Raw genomic sequence first — 14,807 nt, 5'->3', positions numbered from 1 at the left:
CGTACGAGAAGGTGACCCATGGCTCTGATGCCCGAGGACCTGGAGAACAAGCGGTTCACCCCGGTTCGGTTCTCCGAAGGCTACGACATGGACGAGGTCGACAATTACCTCGACCTCGAGGTGCTTCCGCGCCTGCAGGAGCTCATCGACGAGAACGCGCGGCTGACCAAGGAGCTCGAGGAGGCGCACAACCGCGTCGCCGAGCTCGAGAGCTCCGCGCAGGACGGCTCCGCCGCTGCGGCCGCCGCTCCGGCCGAGCCGGCCGAGGACGCGACCTCCGAGACCGCTGCGGTCGGCGAGACCACCGCGGCCCCTGAGGCCGCGACCGCCGAGAGCAGCGCCACGGAGGAGGACACCGCCGCCCTCGCCGATGCGCAGTCCACGCAGGACGCCGCGACCGCCGTCGCCGAGACGCCCGACCAGTCGGCCGCCGGCATCATCGCCCTCGCCAACCGCCTGCACGACGAGCACGTGCGCAACGGCGAGGCCGAGCGCGACCGCCTCATCTCCGAGGCGAACGACGAGCACCAGCGCATCGTCGGTGAGGCCGAGGAGAAGTCGCGCACCACGCTCGACGATCTCGAGACCAAGAAGGCCGATCTGGAGAAGAAGATCGAGAAGCTGCGCACCTTCGAGCGCGACTACCGCAACCGTCTGCGCAACTACCTGGAGAACCAGCTCAGCGAGCTCGAGACGAGCGAGACCCAGGACAAGCACGCGAACTTCGGCCTGTGAGCCGCAGCTCCACCGAGTCGGCGGCCGCCGGACCTGACGGGTCCGGCGGCCGCCGCCGTTCGACGGTCTCCGCAGACGTCGAGGGCGGCGTGCTGCGGGGCATCACCCGGACGACCGCCCTGATCGTCGTCGTGGCGGTGGCCGCGGTCATCCTGATCCTCGACCAGGTCACCAAGCACTGGGCGGAGGCGCACCTCGCACCGCTCACCCCGCAGCCGCTGCTCGGCGAGATCCTGCAGCTGAACCTGCTGTACAACTCGGGCGCGGCCTGGGGGATGGGATCGGGCATCACCCCTGTGGTGACGATCGTGCAGATCGTGATCGCCGTCGCCGTGGTGGTGTTCGCCCTGCGCTCGGTGCGCTCGCGCCCCTATGCGATCGCCCTCGGCCTCGTGCTCGGCGGGGCGCTCGGGAACATCCACGACCGCCTGCTGCGGGCCCCCGGCCCCTTCACCGGCTGGGTCGTCGACTTCCTGCAGCTGCCGCACTGGCCGATCTTCAACGTCGCCGACATGGGGGTGACCGGCGGCGCCCTGCTCGTGGTGCTGCTGGGCCTGCTCGGGCGGCCCGCGAACCCGTCGGCCGCCGAGAGCCCGACCGGCCCCGGCGGTCCGGCAGCGCCCGACGATCCGGCCGCCCCCGAGGGCCCGGCTTCCTCCGACGACCCGAACGCGACCGCAGATCCGACCTCCCAGGAGCCACCACGATGAGCGAGGAGCGCACCGTCCCCGTGCCCGACGGCCTCGCGGGGGAGCGCGTGGACGTCGGCATCGCCCGGCTGTTCGGGCTCTCGCGCACGCGCGCCGCGGACCTCGTGATGGCCGGAGAGGTCGAGGTCGACGGGACGATGCCCGCCCGCTCGACTCGACTGGAGCCCGGCGCGATGCTCACCGTGCGCATCCCGCAGGAGGCTCCGCCCCCCGAGGTGCGCCCGAGCATCGTCGAGGGCATGGGGCTCGTGCACCAGGACGACGACATCGTGGTCATCGACAAGCCCGTGGGCGTGGCCGCCCATCCCAGCGCCGGCTGGAGCGGACCGACGGTCCTCGGCCACCTCGCCGGGGCCGGCGTCAGCATCGTGACCTCGGGCGATCCCGAGCGCCGCGGCATCGTCTCCCGCCTCGACGTGGGCACGAGCGGCCTCATGGTCGTCGCCCGCACCGAGCGCGCCTACACCGTGCTCAAGGACGCCTTCCGCGCCCGCGAGGTCTCCAAGACCTACCACGCGCTCTGCCAGGGGCGGCCGATGCCGCCGCAGGGCACGATCGACTCGCCGATCGGGCGCTCGCCGAACCACCACTACAAGTTCGCGGTGCTGCGCGACGGCAAGCCCTCGGTCACGCACTACGAGGTGATGGAGGAGCTGCCCGGCGCGGCGCTGTGCGAGGTGCACCTGGAGACCGGGCGCACCCATCAGATCCGCGTGCACTTCTCCGCCATGCGCCACCCGCTGGTGGGGGACCCGCTGTACGGCTCGGACCCGACTCTCGCGGCGCGCATCGGCCTCGAGCGGCAGTGGCTGCACGCCATGGAGCTCTCCTTCGTGCACCCCGTGAGCCGCGAGCAGGTGACCTTCACCTCGCACTACCCGGCTGATCTCCAGCATGCGCTGGACGCCCTGCGCGAAGGCGCCTGAGCTCCCGGTCCCTCCCGGTGCGGCACCTGATCTCGACGCGGCTCGCCCGTTCTCGGCTCAGCACGCCTGTTCCCGCCGCGGCACGCCCGCTCTCGGCTCGGTGCGCCTGTGAGCACCGACTCCGCCGGGGCGGGCCGGTGCCGGGCGCCCCGGCCCGCGGCCTGTACCGTCGAGGCATGAGCGAGGAGACTCCCGACCCCGACGCGGGCACTGCCCTGGTCCCGCCGCACGAGCGGGCGCTCGCGAGGCCCGGCTTCCCCGTCGGCCGCGTGGCCCGGCTGCTCGGCATCGACCCGTCGGAGGCGGAGATCGTCCTGCGCGACGAGGAGCGCATGCACCGGGCGATCTCCGAGGCGGGGCGCGCCTTCCTCGAGGCCGACGACGATCGCCGCGCGGGTCGCACACCGCGCTCGGCGATCGCCATGGATCCTGAGTTCCCCACAGGCACAGGCATGGCGCTGCTCGGGGCCGCCTCCCTCTGGGAGCAGCGCGAGGACGTTCCCCGGATCGCCCTGCGGGTGGCCAAGGACCTCTACGAGAATCGCGAGGACGCGCTCGCCGCGAGCTTCCTGGGCCTGGTCCAGGAGTCCGTGGATCCCGGCGGCGACGAGGCCTCCGCCTGGGCGGCGCAGTCCCTGCTGATGCAGGTCATGCAGCGCTCGGGCGACCCGGCGAAGGCCGACGAGATCGCCCGCGACCTCGCCGCCCACTCCGTCCCCCTGGACCTCTGGCGCGACGACGATCCCACCCTGCCCGACGACTCGATGGCCTGGCACGGCGGCGCGTTCGTGGGCGGCATCCCGCCGCGCCGCGACGAGCGCCACCTCAGCTACGAGGACGTCCATGACTACCTCGACCAGCTGCTCACCGGCATGCGCCGCGAGCAGGAGGCCGAGGAGGACCGGGCGGCGGGGGAGGACGGGGAGCGCCGGGGTTTCTGGGAGGGCGCATAGGAATGCGTCAGGATCGGGTGCGTTCGTCGAGCGGCTACGGCTAACGGGGCGACGCATCTATCGCGAAGCCCATTCCGAGACGGGGCGGAGAGTCAATCCGATCCAGCGGGCACAGTGTCGTCTTCTCCCGGCACAGAGCCTATCTACCCTGGATCTTCGGTGCGCCCGTCCTCCGGGTCGTCGACATTCGGTCGCCGATGGGGGTTGGTTGCTGCGTGCCAGACAGCGATGTCGAACGTGCGCAGCAAGGAGAGACCGATCTGTCCACTGTCCTCTCGGATCCGCTCGAGTCTCCGTGCGAGCCTGCCGCCGTCCCCCTGGAGGATCTGACGCATCCAGACCCAATGATTACGAGATCCCGTGAGCCCACGTGCGCTCTCGATCTTGCTGTCCCAGACAGGAATCAGCCGGGGGCGCTTACGGGCGAGGAGCTTGCTGGTCAGAGTCGGCCCCATACCCACGGGCTGCTTTGCTGTGTTCCCGCGGATCGCATCCCAGAGCAGGTAGCCAGGGCTCGACGTGTCTCCCAGATAGCGCGTGAAACCGGAATCGCTGAGGTCGTGGAGATCGACATCAGCCGGCAACTGGGTGAGGAGACCATTGAGTTCTTCTCGCGCGCGCTCGAGGATCTGGACGATGGCCTTCCCGGGCACATGCACGCTGAGCAGCCCGGTGGACAGAAGATCCGCGGACGTGAATTCGTCGGGCGGGTTCTCCATCGGCGCGAAGAGGTCGAAGCGACTGCCTGTGTAGACCGGTCGTTTGGTCTTGGGATCTGTCGCCGAACTGCTCTGGGAGCTTGGATCGCCGATGGACCCTCTCGTCGCGATGGACGACTGCGCGCGGCTCCGGAGATTCGGCCTGGGCAGGTTCAGAGCCATCACGCGCATGCACCCGATCCGGGTGCGGGCGATGCTGCACGACCTCGAGGATGCGGCGATCCAGGACGAGCTGGAGTTTTTGTGAGCGGGCGCCACAGGTCCCCGGTGACGAGGCTGCGGCGCGCAGTCGCATCCGCTGGCGGAGGCGTCCATCGCGTCACGCGACGGCCCCGGCGCGACATCCATGCGGCATATTGCGCAGATGTTCGCTATGGGCCGTTCGGTGACAGGTGGTCGGTGCAGAAGCCTCCGGACCAGACCGTATGCCCGCCCCGGCGGACCTCTCGTCCGTCCAGAGCACCCGTCTGGTCTGCACCGCCTCGCCTCCCGCCCGCCCGCCGCGGTCCCACCTGCTGCTGGACATCCCGTTCGCCCCTCCATGCACCGCGCCGCGAACGCCCGGAGCCGCGTCCGCATTCCCGACGCGCCCGACCCGCCGGGGTGACCTCCCCGACCCTTCCGAGCCCCGCCGGGGCGGCCCGTCCGTCGGCCCTCACCAGTACGCTGGAGCGCATGGCCGACGACTTCGTTCACCTCCACGTCCATACCGACTACTCGTTGCTGGACGGGGCCGCGAAGGTCGACAAGCTCATCGACGAGGTGGTCCGCCAGGACCAGAAGGCCATCGCCATCACGGACCACGGCTACGTGTTCGGCGCCTACGAGTTCTACAAGACCGCCACGGCCGCCGGCGTGAAGCCGATCATCGGCGTCGAGGCCTACGTGACTCCGGGGACCAGCCGCCACGACCGCACCCGCGTGCAGTGGGGCACCAAGGCCCAGCAGGAGGCCGGGGACGACGTCTCCGCCCGCGGCGCCTACACCCACCTCACCCTGCTCTCGCGCTCGACAGAGGGCATGCACAACCTGTTCCGCCTGGCCTCGGAGGCCTCGCTGGACGGCCAGATGGGCAAGTGGCCGCGCATGGACCGCGAGATCCTGCAGAAGTACTCGAGCGGTCTGATCGCCTCCACCGGCTGCCCCTCGGGCGAGGTCCAGACCCGCCTGCGCCTGGGCCAGTGGGACGAGGCCGTGAAGGCCGCCGGCGAGTTCCAGGACATGTTCGGCAAGGAGAACTACTTCGTCGAGCTCATGGACCACGGCCTCGATCTCGAGAAGCGCGTGACCAAGGAGCTCATCGAGCTCTCGAAGCACATCGGCGCGCCGCTGCTGGCGACCAACGACCTCCACTACGTCACGGAGGAGGACGCGAAGATCCAGGACGCCCTGCTGTGCATCAACTCGGGCTCCACCTTCGACACCCCCGGGCGCTTCAAGTTCGGCGGCTCCGGCTACTACCTGAAGTCCGCCCGCGAGATGCGCGAGCTGTTCCGCGAGCTCCCCGAGGCCTGCGACAACACCCTGAAGATCGCCGAGATGTGCGAGGTCTCCTTCACCACGACCGCCGAGGGCGCGAACTTCATGCCCGTCTTCCCCTGCCCGCCCGGCGAGGACGAGCACTCGTGGTTCATCAAGGAGGTCCAGAGGGGACTCGAGTACCGCTTCCCCGGCGGCATCCCGGACGACGTGAAGAAGCAGGCCGAGTACGAGACCGGGATCATCACCCAGATGGGCTTCCCGGGCTACTTCCTCGTCGTCTCCGACTTCATCAAGTGGGCCAAGGAGAACGGGATCCGCGTGGGACCGGGACGAGGCTCGGGCGCCGGCTCGATGGTCGCCTACGCCATGCGCATCACCGACCTGAACCCCCTCGAGCACGGCCTGCTGTTCGAGCGCTTCCTGAACCCCGACCGCGTCTCCATGCCCGACTTCGACGTCGACTTCGATGATCGCCGCCGCGGCGAGGTCATCGAGTACGTGACCCGCAAGTACGGCGACGACAAGGTCTCCCAGCTGGTGACCTTCGGCGTCATGAAGACCAAGAACTCCCTCAAGGACGCCTCCCGTGTGCTGGGCTACCCGTACGCGATGGGCGACATGCTCTCCAAGGCCCTGCCGCCGTCGGTCATGGGCAAGGACATCCCGCTCTCCGGCATCCACGACCCCGAGCACAAGCGCTACGCCGAGGCCGGCGAGTTCCGTCGCGTCGTCGACGAGAACCCCGACGCGCAGCGCGTCCTCGAGATCGCCAAGGGCGTCGAGGGCCTGGCCCGCGGCTGGGGCGTGCACGCCTGCGGGATCATCATGTCCAGCCACACCCTGACGGACATCATCCCGATCATGCGCCGCCCCTCGGACGGCCAGGTCATCACCCAGTTCGAGTACCCCGAGTGCGAGGCGCTCGGGCTGCTGAAGATGGACTTCCTGGGACTGCGCAACCTCACGATCGTCTCCGACGCCCTCGACAACATCGGGAAGAACGGGAAGACCGCCCCGGACCTGGAGACACTCGAGTTCGACGACCCCGCGCCCTACACCCTCCTCCAGCGCGGCGACACCGCGGGCGTGTTCCAGTTCGACTCCGCCGGCTACCGCGAGCTCTGCCGGCAGATGAAGCCCGACAAGTTCGGCGACATCTCCGCGCTCGGCGCCCTCTACCGCCCCGGCCCGATGGGCATGAACTCCCACACGAACTACGCCCTGCGCAAGAACGGGCTGCAGGACATCACCCCCATCCACCCCGAGCTCGAGGAGCCCCTGCAGGAGGTCCTCTCCGAGACCTACGGCCTGATCGTCTATCAGGAGCAGGTCATGCAGATCGCGCAGAAGGTCGCCGGGTACTCGCTCGGCGAGGCCGACATCCTGCGCCGCGCGATGGGCAAGAAGAAGAAGGCTGAGCTGGACAAGCAGTACGTCTCCTTCGAGGCCGGCATGAAGGAGCGGGGCTACTCCGCCGCCGCCATCAAGGCGCTCTGGGACACGCTGCTGCCCTTCGCCGACTACGCGTTCAACAAGTCGCACTCGGCCGCCTATGGCGTGGTCTCCTACTGGACGGCCTACCTCAAGGCGCACTTCCCGACCGAGTACATGGCGGCCCTGCTCACCTCCACCCAGGAGAACCGCGACCGCCTCGGCTTCTACCTCGGCGACTGCCGCCACCACGGGATCACCGTGCTGCCCCCGGACGTCAACGAGTCCGACATGTACTTCTCGGCCGTCGGCGACGACATCCGCTTCGGGCTCTCCGCGATCCGCAACGTGGGCGCGAACGTCGTCGAGGCGATCCTGCAGGCCCGCGAGGAGAAGGGCGCCTTCACGTCCTTCACCGACTTCCTGGACAAGGTCCCGCTCACCGTGTGCAACAAGCGCACCATCGAGTCCCTCATCAAGGGCGGCGCCTTCGACTCCCTGGGCGCCAACCGCCGCTCGCTCGTCCTCATCCACGAGGACGCCGTGGACTCCGTGGTCGGCGTCAAGCGCAAGGAGGCCCAGGGCCAGTACGACCTCTTCGGCTCCGACCTGTTCGGCGGCGGCGAGGACGGCGAGGAGAACTCCGGGTCCTCGGCGACGATCACGATCCCCGAGGTCCCCGAGTGGGACCGCAAGGAGAAGCTCGCCTTCGAGCGCAACATGCTGGGCCTGTACGTCTCGGACCACCCGCTGCACGGGCTCGAGCACATCATCGCCCAGAACTCCACGACCACGATCAGCTCCCTGGCGGACGACGGCGCGATCGAGGACGGCACGATGGTCACGATCGCGGGCCTCATCACGGGCCTGCAGCGCAAGACCACCAAGAAGGGCGACATGTGGGCGATCGCCACGGTCGAGGACCTCGAGGGCGCGATCGACTGCCTGCTGTTCCCGACCACCTACCAGACCGTCGCGACCGAGCTCGCCGAGGACCTCGTGGTCTCCATGAAGGGTCGCGTCGACACCTCCAAGGGCATGCCCGAGATGCGCGTCATGGAGATGACGATCCCCGACACCTCCAGCTCGATGGGCACCGACGGACCCGTGATCATCACCGTGCCCGCGGCCCGCTTCACCCAGCGGATCGCCGAGGACCTGCGCGGCGTGCTCGAGGACAACCGCGGCATGAGCGAGGTGCGGCTGAAGCTCCAGGAGCCCGGACGCTCCACGCTCATGGAGCTCGACCGCAGGCTCGCGGTCTCGCCGTCGGCCGCGCTGTACGCCTCGCTCAAGGCTCTGCTGGGCCCGGGCTGCCTGCACTGATGAGCGCGCACGGGGGTCGGGCCGACCGCGCCGGGACGCTGCGCGCGGCGACCTTCAACATCCATCACGGCGCCTCGGCCGACGATCATCTCGACCTCGCCCGCACCGCGGGGGAGATCCGCGCCCTGGACGCGGACGTCGTGGGGCTGCAGGAGGTCGACGTCGCCTTCGGCGACCGCTCCGCGGGCGAGGACCAGGCCCGGGCACTCGCCGAGATGGTCGGGATGGACGTCGCCTTCGCGCCGGCCATCGACCGCCCCGGGACGGACCCGGACGGGCCGCGCCGCCAGTACGGGGTCGCACTGCTGGTCAGGGGCCAGATCCTCGAATCCGAGACGCACCTGCTGCCCGCCGGCCGCGGCTTCGGCGCGCTGCGCGAGCCGCGCGCCGTGCTGTGCGCGAGCGTGAGGACCGGACGCGGTGCGTCGAACGGCTCGGGCACGATCGCGGCGGTGGGGGCGCAGGCACCGGGCGGATCGACGGAGCCCGACCTCACCGTCCTCGTCACCCACCTCGACAAGGAGCGCCGCGAGCACCGCGTCGCGCAGATCGGCCGGATCATCGAACTCGCGGCCCGACGCGCACGGGATGCGATGGGCCGACGGCCGTCCGGGCCCGGCGAGGGATCGGACGACGGCGCACGATCGACGGTCGGTGCGGGTTCCGCGGACGGTGCGGGTGCCACGGGCGGCGGGGGAGAAGGGGCACCGGACGCGGGGGCAGCGGTCGACGTCCCCACGCTGCTGCTCGGGGACATGAACGCCGACCAGGGCGCCCCGGAGATGCAGCTGCTCGCCGGCGCGGGATGGCGGGATGCGGCGCTCGAGGCGAGCGGCCGCGCTCCGCGCGCACGCGCAGACGGCGTCGGGGCCGAGCGGCCCACGGCGGGGCTCGGGGCGGCGCTGCGCGCGCCCGTGCTCGCCGTCGCCGTCACCGCCGTGGCCTCCGCCCTCGCCAACGTGGTCTCGGCTGTGGCCTCACGAATCCCGGGCGCGGGGACCAGGCCGGGCAGCAGGTCGGGGCGCGGGCGCGGGGGAGCGGTCCGCGGCTCCTTCCCGGCGGTGTTCCCGGTGCGCAGGATCGACGGGATCTGGGTGCACGGGCCCCTGTCCGTGCGCGCCGTGGAGGTGGCGCCCGGGAAGTCGTCGGACCATCGACCGGTCGTCGCGACGCTCGCGCACATCGACCAGGCCTGAGTCCCATCCGCCTGGCCTACGGTGGGGCCATGACCGTCGATGCCACCGCGCTCCTGCCCGATGCGCTGCGGGACGCGTTCCGCGAGCGTGCCGCCGTCCATGATCGGGAGAACACCTTCCCGCGCGACGACCTCGAGGAGCTGCGGGAGCGGGGATACCTGCGTCTGCTCGTGCCGCGCGATCTCGGCGGGCTCGGGGCGAGCCTGCTGGAGGCGAGCCGCATCCAGCGCCGCCTCGCGGGCGCCGCCCCCGCGACCGCCCTGGCGATGAACATGCACCTCGTGATCACGGGCGCCGCCCTGCATGCCCACCGTCTCGGCGCGGAGCACGTCGAGCCGCTGCTCGCTCACGCCCTCGACGGCCGCCTGCTCGCCTTCGGCATCTCCGAGCCCGGCAACGCGGCGATGCTCTTCGACTCCCGCACGAGCGCGACGGGCGACGGCGAGGGCGGGTACCTGCTGGAGGGCACCAAGATCTTCACCTCCCTGGCCCCCGTGTGGGACCGGCTCGTGGTCCACGCCCGGATCCCCGAGGACGACCTGGAGCTCCCCCTCGTGTTCGGCTCCATCGAGCGCACCGCCGTGGTCGAGACCCTCGAGGACTGGGACACCCACGGCATGCGCGCCACCCAGTCGCGCACCACCCGGCTGCACGGTGCGCACCTCGCGGCCGACGACGTCATCACCCGCACGCCTGTCGGCCCGAACACCGATCCCTTCGTGATGGGCATCTTCGGCGCCTTCGAGCTGCTGCTCGCCTCGGTCTACACGGGGCTCGCCGAGCGCGCCCTCGAGGTGGGCCGGCAGATCTCGCTGCGGCGCCGCAGCGTGACCCGCGGCATCGTCCATGCCGACGACCCGGATGTCCGACGGCGCCTCGCCGCGGCCGCGATCGCCCTGGACGGCTCCGTGCTGCAGATCGAGAAGCTGCTCGCGGACCTCGACGACCTCGGCACCGGGGAGGGCGGCCCTGGAGCGGTCGACCACGGGTCGCGGTGGTTCCTGCAGCTCTCGGGCGTCAAGCATCGCGCGACCGAGGCGGCGATCGGCGCCGTCGACCAGGTGCTGCGCGCGAGCGGCGGTGCGCACTTCTCCCGCACCTCGGAGCTCGAGCGGCTCTTGCGGGACGTCCGGGCGGGCCTCTACCACCCCTCGGACGAGGAGTCCGTGCACGCTTACTACGCGAAGGCGCTGCTCGGCGACATCGGAGCCGACCGCGAGGAGTGAGGTTGAGCGGGCCCGTCGGCGATCCGACCGGGGCCGCTCGGACCTGGGCCGCTCCGACCGAGGACCCGTCGGCCCGGCGGCACGCGGCGGCTCCGACCGAGGACCCGTCGGTCCGGCGGCTCCTCAGCCGCGGCGGTACCCGAGCACGACGGCGGGGGAGCCGGTGATCGCGTAGCGGAAGTCCGGCAGCAGCTCGACGTAGCCGCAGCGGCGGTAGAGCGCCCGCGCGGGATTGTCCGGGCCGGTCGAGAGCAGCGAGGTCGCCTGCGGCATGGTGGCGTGGAGATGCTCGAGCAGGGAGCGGGCGAAGCCGCGGCCGCGCGCCCACGGCGCCGTCGCGAGCTCGACCACCTCGAAGGCGTCGTGCGTCCACTCGGCCAGGCCCGCCGTCTCGAGAGCGCCCTGCACCTGCTGCGGCCACCAGGAGCTCGGATGGTAGACGTGGCCGAACAGCATCGACAAGATCTGGGAGGTGCGCTCGTCCTCGACCACGGTGATCCGCGTGCTGGGCACCGCGGAGAGCGAGTGGCGGATCCTCCCGCGCAGATGGTCGAGCAGCGCGGCGCTCGCATCCCACGCCGTGCGATACACCTCGAGCACCTCCTCGAGGCGCGCGCGGGCCTCGTCAGGAGTCAGGTCTCGGGGCGTCGCAGGGGGCACAGCCCACAGACTAGAGCGAGGAGGCGGAGGGCGCCCGGCGACTGTGGACGACGGACGGTGCCCTCGGTCACCGCTGCGTGCACCGCATCACCGGCGAGCGGCGCCGTCTCCGCGCCGACCCCGAACCGCTCCCCCCCCCCGAGCCGCTCCCTCCCGAGTCTCTCCCGACGAGGTGCCCGGGCTCTCGTCGTCTCACGGACGGGCAGAGTCCATATATCGGACACAGTTCCGCATGTCGAGACTTGAGCGTAGGTTCGCCGATCGTGACGCACTATCCCGCCCCGACCGCGTCGGCCCCCTCCGAGCCGAACGCTCCCGACGCAGCCCCCGCGAACACCCGCGGACGCGTGATCGTCGCCTCGATGGTCGGCACGACCATCGAGTTCTTCGACTTCTACGCGTACGCGACCGCCGCCTCGCTCGTCTTCCCCGCGCTCTTCTTCCCGAACGAGACGCCCACGACGCAGCTGCTGAGCTCCTTCGCCATCTTCGGCGTCGCGTTCTTCGCGCGCCCCATCGGCTCGATCATCTTCGGGCACTTCGGCGACCGCATCGGCCGCAAGCGCACGCTCGTGGCGAGCCTGCTGGTGATGGGCATCGCGACCTTCCTCATCGGCGTGCTGCCCACCGCCTCCGCTCCCGGCTTCACGATCCTCGCGCCAGCGATCCTCGTGCTCCTGCGCTTCTGCCAGGGCGTGGGACTGGGCGGCGAATGGTCCGGTGCGGCCCTGCTCGCTACCGAGAACGCCCCGCCCGGCAAGCGCGCCCTCTACGGCACCTTCCCGCAGCTCGGCGCGCCCATCGGCTTCATCCTCTCGAACATCCTGTTCGTGATCCTCAGCCTCACCATGACCGACGCCCAGTTCGCCTCCTGGGGCTGGCGCCTCCCGTTCCTGTTCTCCGCGGCGCTCGTGATCGTCGGCCTCTGGGTGCGGCTGAAGCTCATGGAGACCCCCGCCTTCCAGAAGGTCCTCGACGAGCAGCGCGTCGCCTCGGTGCCGATCGCCCGCGTGTTCAAGACCGCCTGGAAGCCGCTGATCCTCGCGACGCTCGCCATGGTCGCGACCTACGTGCTCTTCTACATGATGACCGCGTTCCTGATGGTCGTCGGCACCACGCCGACCGACGGGGCGGTCCCCGGACTCGGCTACGACCGGCCGGTCTTCCTCACCATGCTCATCATCGGCGTGGTCTTCTTCGGCATCTTCACCGTGGTCTCCGGCCCGCTCGCCGACCGCATGGGGCGGCGCCGCATGCTGCTCATCGTCACCGTGCTGATCGGCATCTACGGCCTGCTCCTGCACCCCCTGGTGGGCGCGGGCACCGTGGGAGTCATGGTCGCGCTGATCATCGGCTTCACGCTCATGGGTCTCACCTTCGGTCCGATGGCGGCATTCCTGCCCGAGATGTTCAAGGCCGACGTCCGCTACACCGGCAGCGCCGTCAGCTACAACATGGCCTCGGTGATCGGAGCGGCGCCCGCGCCCTACGCGCTGATCGCCCTGTGGACGGCGATGGACGGCCAGCTCTGGCTGGTCGGCGGCTACCTCGCGCTGGCCGCTGTGGTCACCCTGGTTGCACTGTTCGTCGGCTCCGAGACCAAGGACGTCGACTTCCTGGCCTGAGTGGGCGCCGCGGTGCGGCACGACCCGTCGACCGAGGACGGAAGAGATGAGGCTGGCGAACCAAGGACGCAGGTTCTTGGTTCGCCAGCCTCATTCTTCTGCCTGGGCGGCTGGGCGGCTGGGCGCTTCGCCGCCTGAGCGACAGGCGGAGCGAGCGCCCGGGTGCCCGAGCGGGCGGCCCTGTCTACAGGTGGTCGTGCGGACGGATGCCTCCGCGTCCCTTGAGCAGCAGATTCAGCAGCACGGCGCTGAAGGCGGCGGCGCTCACTCCGGAGCCCAGCACCATCGCGGCGAGCGAGGGCAGGGCGTCGTACAGCGCGGGCATGGCGACCGGCAGCACGGCGAGCGACAGGGAGACCGCCACGATCAGGGTGTCGTGGCCGGCATCGCGGTCGTCGCGGCGCGGGGCCTCGCCGATGGTGCGGATGCCCGCGGCGGCGACCGAGCCGAACAGCACGATCCCGGCGCCGCCGAGCACAGGCTGGGGGACGGCAGCGACCACACGGCCCAGCAGCGGCACGAGGCCCAGCAGCACGAGGATCACGCCTCCCGCGGCGACGGTGAAGCGGGACCGCACCCGGGTCACGGAGATCAGGCCGATGTTCTGCGCGAACGCGGTCGCCGGGAACGAGTTCACGAGCGGGGCCAGCGCGCTCGCGGCCATGTCGGCGCGCAGACCGTCGGCCAGGCGCCGCGGCGGCAGATCGGTGCCGACGACCTTGGTGACCGCGAACAGGTTCGCCGTGGTCTCCATGAGCGTCACGATGATGACCACGACCATCGGGATGATCGCGGCGAGGTGGAAGGTGGGCAGGCCGAAGGCGAACGGGCGCGGGAGGGCGACGACGCTGCCGGTGAGGACGCCGGAGAAGTCCGCGGCCCCGGCGATCGCGGCGATCACCGTGCCCACGGCGATGCCCAGCAGGATCGCGACGCCCGAGAGCGCGCGGATCCGCGAGAACACGAGCACCGCGACGAGCGTGAGCGCGGCGAGACCGAGGTGCAGGGCGCTGCCGTAGCCCTCAGCTCCCTCGGTGCCCATGATCCAGCCGGCGGCCACCGGCAGCAGCGAGATGCCCATGGCAGCGATGATCGTGCCGGTCACGACCGGCGGGAACAGGGGCTGCAGCCGTGAGACCACCGGTGCGAGCAGGAAGCCGACGATGCCGGCGACGATCACCGCGCCGAACACCGAGGGGAGCCCGCCGTCGCCCGCGATGATCACGAGCATCGTCGAGACCGCGCCGAAGGTGGTGCCCTGCACGAGCGGCAGCTTCGCCCCGAAGAACGGGATGCCCAGCGACTGCAGGAGCGTGGTCACGCCGGAGACGAACAGCGCGGAGGCGACGAGCACCCCGATCTGGTCGCCGGGCAGGCCGGCGGCACCGCCGACGATCAGCGGGACGGCGACCACGCCGCCGTACATGGAGAGCACGTGCTGGGCGCCGAAGACGAGGCTGCGGGCGAGCGGCAGGCGCTCGTCCTCGGGGCGCGTGGGCGATGGCGGGGGCGTGGGGGCCGACGGGTCGACTGGTGCAGCGGCCGACGCAGCGGGAGCGGGTGGGAGACCGAGGTCGGTCCGCGCGCCGCTCTGCTCGGCGGCGGTCGACGGGAGTCTCGGGGTGGGGGTCTCGGGCACGGAGGGTCCTGACGCGGGGGAGCGGGGGCGGTCGACCCGGTCGCGGTGCGCAGCGCGACGACCGGGCGGAATGCAGAAGCGCCCACCGCGGCGACGGTGAGCGCTGGGATCAGCGTACCCGCGGCGGATCCCGCGGCACGCAGCGGCGTGTGCGATGAGACGCCGGGGCGCGGGGCGCG

The 14,807-nt window shown here is 71.1% G+C and carries 11 protein-coding genes; 8 read left to right on the top strand and 3 right to left on the bottom strand.

Annotated elements, in window-relative coordinates; all coding sequences use genetic code 11:
• The first annotated feature begins 18 nt into the window (after positions 1–18).
• From FHG10_RS11780 to FHG10_RS11765, 4 genes are all read left to right on the top strand, one after another.
• Positions 19–735, top strand: a complete 717-nt coding sequence (locus FHG10_RS11780; protein ID WP_152353523.1) for a DivIVA domain-containing protein — start codon at positions 19–21, stop codon at positions 733–735.
• Entirely contained in the window at positions 732–1,445 is a 714-nt protein-coding gene (lspA, locus tag FHG10_RS11775) for a signal peptidase II (RefSeq protein WP_152353522.1), read from the top strand. The genes FHG10_RS11780 and lspA overlap by 4 nt, the downstream gene beginning before the upstream one ends.
• Positions 1,442–2,371, top strand: a complete 930-nt coding sequence (locus FHG10_RS11770; RefSeq protein WP_152353521.1) for an RluA family pseudouridine synthase — start codon at positions 1,442–1,444, stop codon at positions 2,369–2,371. The genes lspA and FHG10_RS11770 overlap by 4 nt, the downstream gene beginning before the upstream one ends.
• A 176-nt stretch (positions 2,372–2,547) precedes the next feature.
• The gene (locus FHG10_RS11765) at positions 2,548–3,324 is read left to right on the top strand and encodes a hypothetical protein (RefSeq protein WP_227488209.1); all 777 of its coding nucleotides are present in this window, start codon (positions 2,548–2,550) and stop codon (positions 3,322–3,324) included.
• Positions 3,325–3,467: 143 nt separating this feature from the next.
• On the opposite strand, the gene FHG10_RS11760 is transcribed toward FHG10_RS11765, so the two are convergent.
• Positions 3,468–4,205 (bottom strand): DUF6308 family protein, encoded by a 738-nt coding sequence (locus FHG10_RS11760; protein WP_152353520.1) that lies wholly within the window; start codon positions 4,203–4,205, stop codon positions 3,468–3,470.
• Between the two features lie 513 nt (positions 4,206–4,718).
• Here FHG10_RS11760 and dnaE point away from each other — a divergent pair.
• The 3 genes from dnaE to FHG10_RS11745 are packed head-to-tail and all read left to right on the top strand — an operon-like array spanning position 4,719 to position 10,704.
• Positions 4,719–8,282 carry a DNA polymerase III subunit alpha gene (gene dnaE / locus FHG10_RS11755; RefSeq protein WP_152353519.1) on the top strand — a complete coding sequence of 1,188 codons (3,564 nt, stop codon included), beginning with the start codon at positions 4,719–4,721 and terminating at the stop codon, positions 8,280–8,282.
• The gene (locus FHG10_RS11750) at positions 8,282–9,478 is read left to right on the top strand and encodes an endonuclease/exonuclease/phosphatase family protein (RefSeq protein WP_152353518.1); all 1,197 of its coding nucleotides are present in this window, start codon (positions 8,282–8,284) and stop codon (positions 9,476–9,478) included. The genes dnaE and FHG10_RS11750 overlap by 1 nt, the downstream gene beginning before the upstream one ends.
• A 29-nt stretch (positions 9,479–9,507) precedes the next feature.
• On the top strand, positions 9,508–10,704 hold the full coding sequence (locus FHG10_RS11745; protein WP_152353517.1) for an acyl-CoA dehydrogenase family protein: 1,197 nt from the start codon (positions 9,508–9,510) through the stop codon (positions 10,702–10,704).
• Between the two features lie 123 nt (positions 10,705–10,827).
• On the opposite strand, the gene FHG10_RS11740 is transcribed toward FHG10_RS11745, so the two are convergent.
• Entirely contained in the window at positions 10,828–11,364 is a 537-nt protein-coding gene (locus tag FHG10_RS11740; RefSeq protein ID WP_152353516.1) for a GNAT family N-acetyltransferase, read from the bottom strand.
• A gap of 263 nt (positions 11,365–11,627) precedes the next feature.
• Here FHG10_RS11740 and FHG10_RS11735 point away from each other — a divergent pair, with 263 nt between their 5' ends.
• Entirely contained in the window at positions 11,628–12,989 is a 1,362-nt protein-coding gene (locus FHG10_RS11735) for an MFS transporter (protein WP_227488208.1), read from the top strand.
• Between the two features lie 184 nt (positions 12,990–13,173).
• Here FHG10_RS11735 and FHG10_RS11730 read toward each other — a convergent pair whose 3' ends face one another.
• Positions 13,174–14,628 (bottom strand): nucleobase:cation symporter-2 family protein, encoded by a 1,455-nt coding sequence (locus FHG10_RS11730; RefSeq protein WP_227488207.1) that lies wholly within the window; start codon positions 14,626–14,628, stop codon positions 13,174–13,176.
• Positions 14,629–14,807 lie beyond the last annotated feature (179 nt).

The sequence above is a fragment of the Brachybacterium subflavum genome (assembly GCF_009299795.1).
Lineage (GTDB): Bacteria > Actinomycetota > Actinomycetes > Actinomycetales > Dermabacteraceae > Brachybacterium > Brachybacterium subflavum.
The sequence above is the reverse complement of the archived record's forward strand: the minus strand, read 5'-3'. Positions and strand labels throughout refer to the sequence as shown.

What these genes read in the sequence shown, in the direction of transcription:
- FHG10_RS11780 (WP_152353523.1), top strand. Translation starts at nt 19, where the DNA reads ATGGCTCTGATGCCCGAGGACCTGGAGAACAAGCGGTTCACCCCGGTT.
- FHG10_RS11770 (WP_152353521.1), top strand. Translation starts at nt 1,442, where the DNA reads ATGAGCGAGGAGCGCACCGTCCCCGTGCCCGACGGCCTCGCGGGGGAG.
- FHG10_RS11765 (WP_227488209.1), top strand. Translation starts at nt 2,548, where the DNA reads ATGAGCGAGGAGACTCCCGACCCCGACGCGGGCACTGCCCTGGTCCCG.
- FHG10_RS11760 (WP_152353520.1), bottom strand. Translation starts at nt 4,205, where the DNA reads ATGGCTCTGAACCTGCCCAGGCCGAATCTCCGGAGCCGCGCGCAGTCG.
- dnaE (WP_152353519.1), top strand. Translation starts at nt 4,719, where the DNA reads ATGGCCGACGACTTCGTTCACCTCCACGTCCATACCGACTACTCGTTG.
- FHG10_RS11750 (WP_152353518.1), top strand. Translation starts at nt 8,282, where the DNA reads ATGAGCGCGCACGGGGGTCGGGCCGACCGCGCCGGGACGCTGCGCGCG.
- FHG10_RS11745 (WP_152353517.1), top strand. Translation starts at nt 9,508, where the DNA reads ATGACCGTCGATGCCACCGCGCTCCTGCCCGATGCGCTGCGGGACGCG.